Genomic DNA, 13988 nt, shown 5'->3' with positions numbered 1-13988 from the left:
GCGTGTGGCTTGTGCGAGGCTTGTCCGCGCCGCGCCGTGCGCGACAGCCTCGCGCAAGGCAGCCCGGCTAGGCTCGCCGCGACCATGCCAGGGCTGGAGGCGGCGCGTGATCAACACCTTTACCGGCTATCGGCTGATCGCCAGCGATCTGCCGCGCTCGATCGACCGCATCGAGGCGCAGCCGCTGGTCCAACGCGAAACCGCCTACTACCTGGAAAACATCGGCAACGTGAAGTCGATCGACGACCTGGTCGGCGACGACCGGCTGTTCCGCTACGCGATGAAGGCGCACGGGCTCGCCGACATGGCCTACGCCAAGGCCTTCATGGTCAAGGCGCTGGAGGGCGGCATCGACGACCGCGAGAGCTTCGCCAACTCGCTGACCGACAAGCGCTACCGCGACTTCGTCGCCACCTTCAACTTCGCGCGCCACGGCGAGGCCACCACCATCTTCGAGAAGACGCAGCAGGGCACCGTCGACAGGTATCTGCGCCAGACGCTGGAGGAGGATGCCGGCAAGACGAACGAGGGCGTGCGGCTGGCGCTCTACTTCGACCGCAAGGCGGCCGACATCACCAGCTACTACGAGGTGCTCGGCGACCCGGCGCTCTCGCAGGTCATGCGCACCGCGCTCGGCTTCCCGCCCGCCTTCGCGCAGACCGACATCGACAAGCAGGTCGCGCTGATGCAGGACCGCTTCGACGTCGCCGATTTCCAGGACCCCGAGGCCGTCGACGAGCTTCTCAACCGCTTCACCAGCCTGTGGGAGATCTCGAACCCGAGCGCCGGCACGCAGTCGCCGATCCTGGCGCTGTTCGGCCAGCCGGCCGAGTTCGGCGTGTCGACCGACGTGCTGCTGACGATCGCGCAGATGAAGAGATGACGAACACGATGAGGGCCTGAACCGTGCAGGACGGTCTCTACGTCGCGCTTTCCTCGCAGATCGCCCTGCAGAAGCGCCTGACGACCATCGCCGACAACGTGGCCAATTCCGGCACCGTCGGCTTTCGCGCCACCGGCGTGCGCTTCGAGGACCTGGTCGACGGGCTGGGCTCGGACGCGGTGTCCTTCGCCTCGGCCGGCGAGAGCTACATCGAGACCGCGTCGGGCTCGCTGCGCGAGACCGGCAACCCGTTCGACTTCGCCATCGAGGGCGAGGCGTGGTTCGCCATCGACACGCCGGCCGGCCAGGTGATGACGCGCGACGGCCGCTTCACCATGCTCGACACCGGCGAGTTGGTGACGCTCGAAGGCCATCCGGTGCTCGACGCCGGCGGCGCGCCGCTGCTGCTCGACCCGCTGGCCGGGCCGCCCGAGGCCGGCGCCGACGGCCTGCTGCGCCAGAACGGCAACCTGGTCGGCGCCATCGGCCTCTACGAGTATCAGCCCGGCGAGAACCACACCCGCTACGGCAATTCGGGCTTCCTGCCCGAGGTGCCGCCGCTGCCCGTCGTCGACCGGCCCGGCGTCGGCGTCGTCCAGGGCTTCCTGGAGCAGTCGAACGTCAATCCGATGCTCGAGATGACGCGGCTGATCCAGGTGCAGCGCGCCTTCGAGAACGTCACCACCCTGATGCGCGACAGCGACACCGCGCTCAAGGACGCGCTCAAGATGCTTAGCACGTGATGGCCGAGGCCGGCACGCAGACACCGCCGGCCGCCACCGGCGGCGCGCCGGCGCCGGGGCGGCCGAACGCGCTGGCCGCGCTCGAGCGCGCCTTCGCCGGCTTCGCCGACGACGAGCGGCTGGTGCGGCGCGGCGGCCGGGTGTCGGAGGTCACCGCCACCCATTACCGCGTGCGCGGCCTGTCGGGCAGCGCCCGCCTCGGCGACGTCGTGGAGTATCGCGGCCGCGGCGGGGTGCGGCGCGGCGAGATCGTGCGCATCGCGCCGAACGACGTTCTGGTGGCGCCGTTCGACACCGGCGCGGATGTCGGCCTCGACGCGGCCGTCTACGACCGCGGCCCGGTCGCCATCGTCGCCGACGACGGCTGGCGCGGCCGCGTGATCGACGCCCTCGCCCGGCCGCTCGACGGCGCCGGCGCCCTGCCGCGCCGCGCCGGCGAGGCCGCCGCCGCCCCGGCGACGCCCGGCGCGCTCGCCCGCCAGCGCGTCGCCACGCCGTTTCACACCGGGGTGCGGGTGATCGATATCTTCACGCCGCTGTGCTACGGCCAGCGCCTCGGCGTGTTCGCCGGCTCCGGCGTCGGCAAGTCGACGCTGCTCGCCATGCTGGCCGGCGCCGACGCCTTCGACACCGTCGTCGTCGCGCTGATCGGCGAGCGCGGTCGCGAGGTGCGCGAGTTCCTCGAGGACACGCTCGGCCCCGAGAGCATGGCCAAGACCGTCTCCGTGGTGGCGACCAGCGACGAGAGCCCGATGATGCGCCGGCGCGCCTGCGACACCGCGATGCGGGTGGCCGAGCATTTCCGCGACCGCGGCGACCGGGTGCTGCTGATCCTCGATTCCATCACCCGCTACGCGCACGCCCTGCGCGAGGTGGCGATCGGCACCGGCGAGCCGCCGGTGGCGCGCGGCTATCCGGCCTCGGTCTTCACCGACCTGCCGAAGCTGCTCGAGCGCGCCGGGCCGGGCGCCGGCGGGGCCGGCTCGATCACCGCGATCCTGTCGGTGCTGGTCGACGGCGACGACCACAACGATCCGGTCGCCGATGCCGTGCGCGGCATCCTCGACGGCCACGTCGTGCTCGAGCGCGCGATCGCCGAGCAGGGTCGCTATCCGCCGGTCAACCCGCTCGCCTCGATCTCGCGGCTGGCCGACCGCGCCTGGTCGAAGGAGCAGCGCCTGCTCGTCAGCCGGCTGCGGGCGATGATGGCGCGCTTCGAGGACACCCGCGACATCCGCCTGCTCGGCGCCTACCAGCCGGGCGCCGACGCCGAGCTCGACCAGGCGGTGCGTCAGGTGCCGGCGATCTACGAGGCGCTGCGCCAGTCGCCCGGCGACGCGGCGTCGGCCGACCCCTTCGCCGACCTGGCGCGCCATCTCAAGGCGCGCGAGGCGCAGCGGGAGGCCCAGCATGGCCGATAGGCTGGCCGGCCTCGTGCTGCCCGACCGCACGCCGGTGGAAAAGCCGCGCCCGCTCGCCGGTTCGCCCGCCGCCACCACCGGCAAGCCGGAAGCGCCGGCGGCCGGCGGCCGGCGCCGCTGGCGGCTGCACCGGCCGCGCGGCGAGCGCGGCGACTGGCTGATCGCCGCCTCGGGCATCGCGCTCGGCGTGATCTGCGCGCTGTTTCCCTGGTACATCTTCTTCAACCAGGAGCAGTTCGGCGTCCGCCCGCTGCGCTTCGAGGGCCAGCGCGCCCGCCTGCTGCCGCCCGAGCGCCTGGCCTACCAGCCCTCGCTGATCGGCCCGCGCAGCCTGCGCCAGGAGATGGGCGTCGGCGAGCTCGACCAGATGGCGGTCGGCACGGTCGAGCAGGACCGCAGCCGCGCAGTGCCGCTCGACGAGCAGCCCTTCCCCGGCCCGCCGTCGGAGTTCCGGCTGATCCACGTGACCGCCGGCCGGGCGATGATCGAGGATGCCGACGGCTTCTGGATCGTGCAGCGCGGCGCACGCCTGCCGGACGGCAGCCGGGTGGCCGCGATCGAGAAGCGCGAGGGCACCTGGGCGCTCGTCACCTCGCGCAACCAGGTGGTCACGCTGTCGCCCTGACGGCGGGGCCGCCGCCGGCCCGCCGCAAGGCCCGCGCAAGACTGGCTTCCTAGACTGCCGGCGAATGCCAAGGGAATCGCCCCAGGGGAATCGCCGATGCAGCCCGTCAGTCTCTTCTCCCTCGCCACGCAGCAGGCGCAGTGGCTGTCCGTGCGCCAGTCGACGGTGGCGAGCAACGTCGCCAACATCAACACGCCGGGCTATCGCGCGCTCGAGGTGGAGCCCTTCGAGCAGGTGCTCGACAACACCCGCGTGGCGATGCGCACCACGCATCCCGATCACCTGCCGGTCGCCGCCACGCGCGACGGCTTCACCGTCTCCGAGCAGGAGCGGCCCGACGCCATGCCGTCGGACAACACGGTCAAGCTTGAGGACGAGCTGGTCAAGGCCGGCGAGGTGCGCCGCGCCTTCGAGCTCAACACGGCGATCGTGGCCGCCTTTCACCGCATGAAGATGATGGCCTCGAGAGGCTGACCATGGACCCGCTCTTCACCGCCCTCAAGGTCGCCGCCTCCGGTCTCGACGCGCAGTCGACGCGCATGCGCGTGGTGTCGGAGAACATGGCCAACGCCCAGTCGACCAGCACCGTGCCGGGCGGCGACCCGTACCAGCGCAAGACGGTCTCCTTCCTCGCCGAGCTCGACCGCGCCTCCGGCGGCAGCCTGGTGGAGGTCACCGCGATCGGCCGCGACGAAAGCCCGTTCCAGATCGAGTACATGCCCGGCCACGAGGCCGCCGACGAAGGCGGCTACGTCAAGATGCCCAACGTCAACATGCTGGTCGAGATGGCCGACATGCGCGAGGCCAACCGCGGCTACGAGGCCAACCTCCAGGTCATGAAGCAGGCCCGCGAGCTCATCAGCATGACCATCCAGCTGATGAGGAACCAGTCATGATTCCCGGCCTCAACGCTCTCGACCCGCTGGCCGGCGTCGCCAGCCAGACGACGCGGCCGACCGCCGGCGCGACCGGCGCTGCGTCCGGCCCCGACGCCTCCTTCGAGACGCTGCTGGCGCAGGCCGTCGAGGGCACCGTCTCCGGGCTCGAGCGGGCCGAGACGCTGTCGATGCGCGCCCTTCAGGGCGAGGCCGACACCCGCGAGGTGGTCGACGCGGTGATGAGCGCCGAGCAGTCGCTGCAGGCGGCGATCGCCGTGCGCGACAAGATCGTGACCGCCTATCTCGAAATCAGCCGAATGGCCATCTGAGGAGACCGCCAGACATGAAAGCACTGGCCATCGCCGCCACGGGCATGAACGCCCAGCAGCTCAATCTCGAGGTCATCGCCAACAACATCGCCAACATCAACACGACCGGCTTCAAGCGCGCGCGCGCCGAGTTCTCCGACCTGCTCTACCAGGCCGAGCGGCTGCAGGGCGTGCCCAACCGGGCCAACCAGGCGATCGTGCCGGAAGGCGCCAATGTCGGCCTCGGCGTCAAGACGGCCGCCGTGCGCAACGTGCACCTGCAGGGCTCGCTCACCAGCACCGGCAACGAGCTCGACATGGCGCTGGTCGGCAAGGGCTGGTTCCAGGTCGAGGGCGCGGAGGGCGAGCCGCTCTACACCCGCGCCGGCGCCTTCAACACCAACGCCACCGGCCAGCTCGTCACCGTCGACGGCTACTCGGTGACGCCGGCCATCGTCGTGCCGCAGGACGCGGTGGAGATCATCGTCAACAAGTCGGGCCAGGTCTTCGCCCGCCTCGACGACCAGGTCGAGCTGCAGGAGCTCGGCCAGCTCACCCTGGCCAACTTCGCCAACGAGGCCGGCCTGGCGCCGCTCGGCGACAACCTGTTCCGCGAGACCGACGCCTCCGGCCCGGCCAATGTCGGCGTGCCGGGCGATCCCGGCTTCGCCACCGTGCAGCAGAGCTACCTGGAGGATTCCAACGTCGACCCGGTGAAGGAGATCACCGAGCTGATCTCGGCGCAGCGCGCCTACGAGATGAACTCCAAGGTGATCCGCGCGGCCGACGAGATGGCCGCCACCGTCACCCAGGCGATGCGGTGAGGCGATGACACGGCTTCCCGTCGCCGCGGCGCTGCGCCTCGTGGTCGCGCTCGCCCTCCTCGCAGCGGCGTCGCCGGCGGCGCGCGCGCAGGAGCAGGCGGTGACGCCGACCCGCGTCATCTATCCCGGCCAGACCGTCACGCCCGACGCCCTGCAGGTGGTCACCCTGCGCCGGCCGCCGCGCGGCGTGTCGGCCATCGTCGTGGTGCCGGAAGAGATCACCGGCAAGGTGGCGCGGCGCACGCTGCTGCCCGGCCGGCTGATCCCGCAGGGCTCGGTGCGCGATCCCTATCTGGTGGAGACCGGCGCGCCGGTCACCGTCACCCTGGTGGAGGGCGCGCTGACCATCGCGCTGACCGCCGTGCCGCTGCAGCCGGGCGCGGCCGGCGACTTCATCAAGCTGCGCAACGCCGACAGCGGCGTCGTCTTCTCGGGCGTCGTGCTGGCCGACGGCACGGTGCGGGTCGGCGCCCTGTGATGCGCGCCCTGCCCGGCCTTCTGCTCGGCCTGGCGATGGCGCTCGTCTCGGCGCTGCCGGCGGCGGGCGCATCGCGCATCAAGGACGTCGCCATGCTGCAGGCCGCGCGCGACAACCAGCTCGTCGGCTACGGCCTGGTGATCGGCCTGCAGGGCAGCGGCGACAGCCTGCGCAACGCGCCCTTCACCGAGCAGTCGATCCGCGCCATGCTGCAGAACCTCGGCATCGCCAGCGAGGGCGGCCGGGCGCGCGCCAAGAACGTGGCGGCCGTCATCGTCACCGCCAACCTGCCGCCCTTCGTGCAGTCGGGCGCGCGCATCGACGTCAGCGTGTCGTCGCTCGGCGACGCCACCTCGCTGTCGGGCGGAACGCTGGTGATGACGCCGCTGCGCGCCGCCGACGGCGAGATCTACGCGGTCGCGCAGGGCCCGGTCGTGGTGTCCGGCTTCTCCGCCGAGGGCGAGGCCGAGACGCTGACGCGCGGCGTGCCGACCGCCGGCCGGGTGCCCAACGGCGCCATCATCGAGCGCCAGCTCCAGGTTTCCTTCGGCGCCATCGACACGCTGACGCTGCAACTGCGCAACCCGGATTTCTCGACCGCCGTGCGCGTCGCCGACGCGATCAACGACTACACCGGCCGGCGCTTCGGCAAGCGGCTGGCCGCCGAGCAGGATTCGCGCACCGTGACGGTGCGCCGGCCGCACGACATCTCCACCGCCCGCTTCTACGCCGAGATCGAGAACCTGCCGGTGCAGCCCGACGCGCCGGCCCGCGTCGTCGTCGACGAGCGCACCGGCACGGTGGTCATCGGCCACGACGTGCGCATCTCGCGCGTGGCGATCAGCCACGGCGCGCTGACGGTGCGCATCACCGAGATGCCGCGCGTCGTCCAGCCCGAGCCCTTCTCGCGCGGCGAGACGGAGGTCGAACCCTACACCGCCATCGAGGCCGAGCAGCCCGACGCCCGGGTCGCCGTGCTCGACGGGCCCGACCTGCAGACGCTGGTCTCCGGGCTCAACCGCCTGGGCGTCAAGCCCGACGGCATCATCGCCATCCTGCAGGGCATCAAGTCGGCCGGCGCCCTGCAGGGCGAACTCGTGCTGCAATAGGCAAGGCCATGCCCGTTTCCCCGCTTCCCGCTCCGCCGCCCCGCCGCAACCGCAGCTGGCACCGCGCCCTTGCCGGGCTCGCCGCGCTCGCCTGGCTGGCGCTGCCGGCCGGTCCTGCCGGTCCGGCCGCCGCCGCCGAGACCGAGACGATGAACGCCGACGAGATCGAGCGCTTCTGCGCCAACATCGCCGACGCCGCGCGCGACCGGCGCTACGCGCTGCAGGCCGCGGAGCTCGCCGAGCTGCGCCGCGAGGTCGACGCCCGCATCGCCGCGCTGGAGGAGAAGCGCGCCGAGTACGAGACCTGGCTCAAGCTGCGCGAGGACTTCCTGGAAAAGGCGGAGGGCGGCATCGTCGAGATCTACGGCACGATGCGCCCCGAGGCCGCCGCCGAGCGGCTGGCCGAGCTGCGCGTCGAGCTCGCCGCCGCGATCCTGATGAAGCTCGAGCCGCGCAAGGCCGGCGTCATTCTGAACGAGATGGAGCGCAAGGCCGCCGCCATGCTGACCGGCATCATGGCGAGTGCGGCGCGCCGCGAGGACCCGACATGATGCGTGCCCTGATCTGCGCCGCCGCGGCGCTGACGCTTGCCGGCTGCACCACGCGCGTCGACGAGATCGGCGTGCCACCGAAGCTGTCGCCGGTCGGCAGCGGTGTCGAGGAGCCGGCGCTGTCGGCCGCCCACTACCCCAACCGGCCCTCGCAGCCGGTCACCCGCTTCTCGCTGTGGGACGACCGGCAGAGCCATCTGTTCACCGATGCGCGCGCGCTCGCCGTCGGCGACATCCTGACCGTCGAGATCGAGATCAACGACCGCGCCCGCTTCAAGAACGAGTCGGAGCGCTCGCGCATCGCCAACCGCCGCCTCAACCTGGCCGGCGACTTCACCCTCGATGCGACCGGCTCGTCGGCGAGCGCCAACGGCGACATCGGTTCGGGCACCTCGACCACCGGCAGCGGCGCGACCGAGCGCTCCGAATCGATCATGCTGCAGGTCGCCGCCGTGGTCACCGACGTGCTGCCCAACGGCAATCTGCGCATCAGCGGCTCGCAGGAGGTGCGCGTCAACGCCGAGCTGCGCGTGCTGATGATCGCCGGCATCGTGCGGCCGACCGACATCGGCCCCGACAACACGGTGTCCTACGAGCGCATCGCCGAGGCGCGCGTGTCCTATGGCGGCCGCGGCCGGCTGACCGAGGTGCAGCAGCCGCCCTACGGCCAGCAGATCCTCGACATCGTCCTGCCCTTCTGACGAGCGGGGAGCGCGCCGTGGCAAAGACCCAGGAGGCGGACAAGGAGGGCAAGGGCCCGTCGCTGGTCGTCCAGCTCGGCCTGTTTGCCGGTCTCACCGTGCTGGCCGTCGGCATGGGCTGGCTCGCCGGCGGCCGGCTCGGCGGCCACAACGTCGAGGAGGCGCCCGGCGAGGTGCCGGAGGCGCTCAAGCTGAGCGCCGAGGAGATCGAGGAGACGGCGCCGCCGGCGCGGCCCAACGTGCTGTCGATCGCCCCGATCACCACCAATCTGGCGCTGCCGCGCGAGATGTGGGCGCGGCTCGAGCTGGCGCTGGTCTTCCAGGGCGACCCGGATCTGGCGCTGGCCGACACGGTGCACCAGGACCTGCTCGCCTATCTGCGCACCGTCAAGCTGCACCAGATCGAGAGCGCGTCGGGCTTCCAGCACCTCAAATGGGACCTCGAGGAGCGCGCCCGCGTGCGCAGCGACGGCCGCGTCACCAACGTGCTGATCAAGACCCTGCTGTTCGAATGAGGTTCGCGCCCGCCGCCCTTGCCGCCGTTGGCGTCCTGCTCGCCGGCACGACCGGGGCCGGCGCCCAGCAGCTCGATCTCGGCGCGCTGGCCGGCGAGGCCGACGGCACCACCATCGGCTACATCATCCAGCTCTTCGGCCTGCTGACGGTGCTGTCGCTGGCGCCCGGCATCCTCATCATGGTGACGAGCTTCACGCGCTTCGTCATCGCGTTTTCCATCCTGCGCGCCGGCATGGGCCTGCCGACGACGCCGGCCAACCTGATCCTCGTCAGCCTGGCGCTGTTCATGACCTTCTACGTCATGGCGCCGGCCTTCGACCGCGCCTGGAACGAGGGCGTGCAGCCGCTGATGAACGAGGAGATCAGCGAGGCGGTGGCGCTCGAGCGCATCGCCGAGCCGTTCCGCGCCTTCATGGCCAACAATGTGCGCGAGAAGGACTACGCGCTGTTCGCCGACCTGGCCGGCGAGCGCGGCGCGGTCGACGTCGGCGCCGAGAGCGCCGACCTCAGGGTGCTGGTGCCCGCCTTCATGATCTCGGAGATCCGCCGCGGCTTCGAGATCGGCTTCCTGATCGTGCTGCCCTTCCTGGTGATCGACCTGATCGTCGCCACCATCACCATGTCGATGGGCATGATGATGCTGCCGCCGACCGTGGTCTCGCTGCCCTTCAAGATCCTGTTCTTCGTGCTGATCGACGGCTGGAACCTTCTGGTGGGCAGCCTGGTGCGCTCCTTCGCCTGAGCCCCGCCCGGCCGCGCCTGGCGCGGCACTTGCTACCGGCGGCCGCGCCGGGCGCGGCACGCGCTTCCCGGCAATCGCTTCCCGGCAATCGCTTCAATGACATCGCCGCGATTATCCATTTGGTAGTGTTTTGCCGCCATAACGGCATCGAATGCATGGCGGACTGACCTCGCAAGCGATGTCACGGGCATGATGCCGCTCCGCCATACCGGACAGCCCGGTATGCCTGTTGAGTTCGCGTATCTACGAAGGTAGGTCCCTATGGCGAGTATCATGACGAACGTTTCGGCGATGACGGCGCTCAAGTCGCTGGCTTCGACGAACAGTGCCCTCGAAACCACCCAGGCCCGCATCTCCACCGGCCTTCGCGTCGCCGAGGCGAGCGACAACGCCGCCTACTGGTCGATCGCCACCACCATGCGCTCCGACAACAAGGCGCTGTCGACCGTGCAGGACGCGCTCGGCCTCGGTGCGGCCAAGATCGATGTCGCCTACACCGGCATCAACAAGGCGATCGAGGTCGTCGACGAGATCAAGTCCAAGCTGGTCGCCGCGACCGAGCCGGGCGTCGACCGCGCCAAGATCCAGTCCGAGATCGACGCCCTGCAGGAGCAGCTGTCGAGCAACGCCGCCGCGGCCGCCTTCTCCGGCGAGAACTGGCTGTCGGTCGACTCCTCGGCGACGGACTACGCCGCCACCAAGTCGATCGTCTCCTCCTTCACCCGCGCCGCCGACAACTCGGTCTCGGTCGGCACGGTCGACATCGACACCTCCGGCATCCACCTGTTCGACGCGAACGGCGCGGCCGGCCTGCTCGACACCGCCTTCGGCACGACCAACCAGGCCACCGCCTCGGTCTATGCGCTCGACATCACCGGCGCCGGCGTCGTCGACGCCGACATAGGCGAGATGATCGACGGCGTCGACGCGGCGCTGCAGTCGATGGCCACCGCGGCCGCCGACCTCGGCTCGGCCAAGAAGCGCGTCGACCTGCAGAAGGACTTCGTGTCGAGCCTGATGGACGCCATCGACCGCGGCGTCGGCCAGCTCGTCGATGCCGACATGAACAAGGAATCGACCCGCCTGCAGGCGCTGCAGGTGCAGCAGCAGCTCGGCATCCAGGCGATGTCGATCGCCAACTCGAACGCGCAGTCGATCCTGTCGCTGTTCCGCTAAGCGGACCGCCCGGGGCCGCGCCCCGGACCCGACCTTCGCACGGGCCGTCCCTCGGGACGGCCCGTTTTCTTTGCCGCCCGCTCCCCGTCCCGCCCCATCCCCGTCCCGCCCCAGCGCCCTTAACCTCGCATTAACCACGTCGGGCTATTCATGGTTAACCGTCGGCTAACGGCCGGCAGAACAAGGGGTTCGCGGCGCGGACCCGGGTACCGTGGGCAGCTTGGAAGAGGGGTCGGTTCCGTGGCAAGCATCATGACAAATCCGTCGGCGATGACGGCGCTGAAGTCGCTCGCCGCCACGAACAAGGCTCTCGAAACCACCCAGGCGCGCATCTCGACCGGTCTGCGCGTCGCCGAGGCGAGCGACAACGCCGCCTACTGGTCGATCGCCACCACCATGCGCTCCGACAACAAGGCGCTGTCGACGGTGCAGGACGCGCTCGGCCTCGGCGCCGCCAAGCTCGACGTCGCCTACACCGCCATGAACAAGGCGATCGAGGTCGTCGACGAGATCAAGGCCAAGCTGGTCGCCGCCTCCGAGCCGGGCGTCGACCGCACCAAGATCCAGTCCGAGATCGACGCCCTGCAGGAGCAGCTCGTCAGCAACGCCGGCGCCGCCTCCTTCTCCGGCGAGAACTGGCTGTCGGTGGATTCGGGCGCGGCCGGCTACTCCGCCACCAAGTCGATCGTCGCCTCCTTCACCCGCGCGTCCGACGGCACGGTCTCGGTGACGACCATCGACATCGACATCACCACGATGGAGCTGTTCGACGCCGCCGACCAGTCGGGCATCCTCGATTCGACCTTCACGACGACCGGCGCCGGCGCCGTGACCGAGTCGGTGTCGACGCTCGACATCACCGCGGCCAATGTCGACGACACCGACATCTCCGACATGATCGCCAACGTCGACGTCGCCCTGCGCGACCTGACCACCTCGGCCAGCAACCTCGGCGCCTACAAGAAGCGCGTCGACCTGCAGGCCGATTTCGTGTCCAACCTGATGGACGCCATCGACCGCGGCGTCGGCCAGCTTGTCGACGCCGACATGAACGAGGAATCGACCCGCCTCCAGGCGCTGCAGGTGCAGCAGCAGCTCGGCATCCAGTCGCTGTCGATCGCCAACCAGAACGCCCAGTCGATCCTGTCGCTCTTCCAGTAGCGCCAGCCCCTCGACGCAAAGGCCACGCGGGCCGCGCCCTGACCGGTGCGGCCCCGTTTCATTTTCGCACAAGCTTCGCGGCATAGGCTCGTCCCACCCTCACGCGTGGGAGCGACCAGGCCTTGCCCGACCAGCTACAGACCATCGCCGAGAATCTGCGCGGCCTCGGTCCGCGCCGGCTCGCCATGCTGGCCGGTGCGGCCGCGCTCGTGCTGGCGCTGATCGCCACGGCGGCGGTCTATCTCAACCGGCCGGCCTACGAGACGCTCTATGTCGGGCTCGAGCGCTCCGACGTGAACCAGATCGGCCTGGTGCTCGGCGAGGCGGGCATCAGCTTCGACGTCGTCTCCGACGGCACGGCCGTGCTGGTGCCGGCCGGCCGGACGGCGCAGGCGCGCATGCTGCTTGCCGAGAAGGGCCTGCCGACCAGCACCAACGCCGGCTACGAGCTGTTCGACAATGTCGGCTCGCTCGGCCTGACCACCTTCATGCAGGAGGTCACCCGGGTGCGCGCGCTGGAGGGCGAGATCGCCCGCACCATCCAGTCGATCAGCGGCATCAAGGCGGCGCGCGTGCACATCGTTCTGTCGGAACGCGCCACCTTCCGCCGCGAGGAGCAGGAGCCGTCGGCCTCCGTCGTCATCCGCGCCTCGGGCATCGACGGCCAGCGCCAGGCCGTGTCGATCCGCTACCTGGTCGCCGCCGCGGTGCCCGGCCTCAACCCGGACAAGGTGACGGTGCTCGATTCCAGCGGCACGCTGCTGGCCGCCGGCGACGATCCGGCCAACAACAGCGCCAACCGCTCGATCAGCGTCGAACGCACGGTCGAGGGCCAGATCGAGGAGAACATCCGCCGCGCGCTCGCCCCCTATCTCGGGCCGGAGAACTTCCGCGCCAGCGTGCGCGCGGAGGTCAACACCGACCAGCGCCAGATCGAGGAGGTGGTCTACGACCCCGACAGCCGCGTCGAGCGCTCGGTGCAGATCGTGCGCTCCTCCGACAACGCCAGCGAGCAGTCGGCCGCCGCCCCCGCCACGGTGACGCAGAACCTGCCCGAGGAGGCGCTCGCCGCCGGCGAGGGACCGAGCTCGTCGGAGGAGAGCGAGCGCCGCGAGGAGACCACCAACTACGAGCTCAGCTCCAAGCGCATCGCTACCGTGAGCAACGGCTACAGCGTTTCCAAGCTGTCGATCGCCGTCGTGCTCAACCGCCAGCGGCTGGCCGAGATCCTCGGCGCCAGCGCCGCGCCCGACCAGTTCGACGCGCGGCTTGCCGAGATCGAGCGCCTGGTCGCCTCGGCCGCCGGCTTCACCGCGGACCGCGGCGACGTCATCAACGTCTCGGCGGTCGAGTTCGTCGCCGGGCTCGACGGCACCGAGGCGGCCGGGTCCGGCCCGCTCGACGCGCTGCAGCGCCACGCCGGCACGATGATCAATGCCGGCGCCTTCGTCCTCGTCGTCTTCCTCGTCACCTGGTTCGGCCTCAGGCCGCTCACCCAGGCGCTCGCCGGCCGGCCGGAGGACGAGGAGGCGGCCGCGCCGCGCTCGCTGCCCAACCCCAATCCGGGCGCCGCGCAGGGCCAGCTTCCGCCCGCCGAGGAGGGCGCGGCCGGCGGCCCCGGGCTGGACGAGGCGGACGAGGCCGGCGACCTGCGCCTCAAGGTGCGGCCCGGCCCGCAGGAGCGGCTCGCCCGCATGGTCGACCTCAATGAGGAGCGCACCGCGAGCATCCTGCGCAAATGGGCGCATGCCGAGGCGGAGGCGGTCTGATGGGCGCGGCGCGGCTGATCGACCTGCTGCCCGATTTCGGCAGCGCCGCGCTCGGCTCCGTCGCCGCGCCGCCGCCCGCCGCCGAGCCGGCCGCGCAGCCGCC

17 protein-coding genes are annotated in these 13988 nt (G+C 71.0%); all 17 read left to right on the top strand.

All coding sequences use genetic code 11. From position 1 onward, the window contains the following. Window positions 1-106 precede the first annotated feature (106 nt). The 17 genes from N1F89_RS10270 (at window position 107) to fliF (ending at window position 13885) form a co-directional block, all read left to right on the top strand. Complete coding sequence (locus N1F89_RS10270; RefSeq protein ID WP_290083837.1) at window positions 107-883, top strand: DUF1217 domain-containing protein; 777 nt, start codon at window positions 107-109, stop codon at window positions 881-883. A 23-nt stretch (window positions 884-906) separates the two neighbouring features. Further along, window positions 907-1626 carry a flagellar basal-body rod protein FlgF gene (flgF, locus tag N1F89_RS10265; RefSeq protein ID WP_290083836.1) on the top strand — a complete coding sequence of 240 codons (720 nt, stop codon included), beginning with the start codon at window positions 907-909 and terminating at the stop codon, window positions 1624-1626. Continuing rightward, on the top strand, window positions 1626-3047 hold the full coding sequence (gene fliI / locus N1F89_RS10260) for a flagellar protein export ATPase FliI (RefSeq protein ID WP_290083835.1): 1422 nt from the start codon (window positions 1626-1628) through the stop codon (window positions 3045-3047). Before flgF ends, fliI begins: the two co-directional genes overlap by 1 nt. Then, window positions 3037-3672, top strand: coding sequence for a hypothetical protein (locus N1F89_RS10255; RefSeq protein WP_290083834.1), 636 nt, complete (start codon window positions 3037-3039; stop codon window positions 3670-3672). The genes fliI and N1F89_RS10255 overlap by 11 nt, the downstream gene beginning before the upstream one ends. Before the next feature lie 96 nt (window positions 3673-3768). Continuing rightward, window positions 3769-4146 (top strand): flagellar basal body rod protein FlgB, encoded by a 378-nt coding sequence (gene flgB, locus N1F89_RS10250; RefSeq protein WP_290083833.1) that lies wholly within the window; start codon window positions 3769-3771, stop codon window positions 4144-4146. Between the two features lie 2 nt (window positions 4147-4148). Then, on the top strand, window positions 4149-4568 hold the full coding sequence (flgC, locus tag N1F89_RS10245) for a flagellar basal body rod protein FlgC (protein WP_290083832.1): 420 nt from the start codon (window positions 4149-4151) through the stop codon (window positions 4566-4568). Next, entirely contained in the window at window positions 4565-4879 is a 315-nt protein-coding gene (locus N1F89_RS10240; RefSeq protein ID WP_290083831.1) for a flagellar hook-basal body complex protein FliE, read from the top strand. The genes flgC and N1F89_RS10240 overlap by 4 nt, the downstream gene beginning before the upstream one ends. A 14-nt stretch (window positions 4880-4893) precedes the next feature. Next, window positions 4894-5682 carry a flagellar basal-body rod protein FlgG gene (gene flgG, locus N1F89_RS10235; protein WP_290083830.1) on the top strand — a complete coding sequence of 263 codons (789 nt, stop codon included), beginning with the start codon at window positions 4894-4896 and terminating at the stop codon, window positions 5680-5682. A 4-nt stretch (window positions 5683-5686) separates the two neighbouring features. Beyond that, entirely contained in the window at window positions 5687-6160 is a 474-nt protein-coding gene (gene flgA / locus N1F89_RS10230) for a flagellar basal body P-ring formation chaperone FlgA (RefSeq protein ID WP_290083829.1), read from the top strand. A gap of 35 nt (window positions 6161-6195) precedes the next feature. After that, window positions 6196-7269 (top strand): flagellar basal body P-ring protein FlgI, encoded by a 1074-nt coding sequence (locus tag N1F89_RS10225; RefSeq protein ID WP_290083885.1) that lies wholly within the window; start codon window positions 6196-6198, stop codon window positions 7267-7269. Window positions 7270-7277: 8 nt separating this feature from the next. Continuing rightward, the gene (locus tag N1F89_RS10220; RefSeq protein ID WP_290083828.1) at window positions 7278-7820 is read left to right on the top strand and encodes a MotE family protein; all 543 of its coding nucleotides are present in this window, start codon (window positions 7278-7280) and stop codon (window positions 7818-7820) included. Then, window positions 7817-8521: a flagellar basal body L-ring protein FlgH gene (flgH, locus tag N1F89_RS10215; protein WP_290083827.1), complete on the top strand. Its 705-nt coding sequence runs from the start codon at window positions 7817-7819 to the stop codon at window positions 8519-8521. The genes N1F89_RS10220 and flgH overlap by 4 nt, the downstream gene beginning before the upstream one ends. A gap of 17 nt (window positions 8522-8538) precedes the next feature. Beyond that, window positions 8539-9036 carry a flagellar basal body-associated FliL family protein gene (locus N1F89_RS10210; protein ID WP_290083826.1) on the top strand — a complete coding sequence of 166 codons (498 nt, stop codon included), beginning with the start codon at window positions 8539-8541 and terminating at the stop codon, window positions 9034-9036. Next, window positions 9033-9779, top strand: a complete 747-nt coding sequence (gene fliP / locus N1F89_RS10205) for a flagellar type III secretion system pore protein FliP (protein WP_290083825.1) — start codon at window positions 9033-9035, stop codon at window positions 9777-9779. Before N1F89_RS10210 ends, fliP begins: the two co-directional genes overlap by 4 nt. A gap of 261 nt (window positions 9780-10040) precedes the next feature. Beyond that, the gene (locus tag N1F89_RS10200) at window positions 10041-10955 is read left to right on the top strand and encodes a flagellin (RefSeq protein WP_290083824.1); all 915 of its coding nucleotides are present in this window, start codon (window positions 10041-10043) and stop codon (window positions 10953-10955) included. A 240-nt stretch (window positions 10956-11195) separates the two neighbouring features. After that, on the top strand, window positions 11196-12116 hold the full coding sequence (locus N1F89_RS10195) for a flagellin (protein ID WP_290083823.1): 921 nt from the start codon (window positions 11196-11198) through the stop codon (window positions 12114-12116). A 122-nt stretch (window positions 12117-12238) separates the two neighbouring features. Then, a complete protein-coding gene (fliF, locus tag N1F89_RS10190; protein WP_290083822.1) occupies window positions 12239-13885 on the top strand; it encodes a flagellar basal-body MS-ring/collar protein FliF in 1647 nt (548 codons plus the stop codon). Window positions 13886-13988: the final 103 nt, after the last annotated feature.

It is taken from the genome of Aquibium sp. A9E412, from assembly GCF_030398335.1.
Taxonomy (GTDB): Bacteria; Pseudomonadota; Alphaproteobacteria; order Rhizobiales; family Rhizobiaceae; genus A9E412.
Note: the sequence above shows the minus strand (reverse complement) of the source record. Positions and strands in the feature narration are given on the sequence as shown.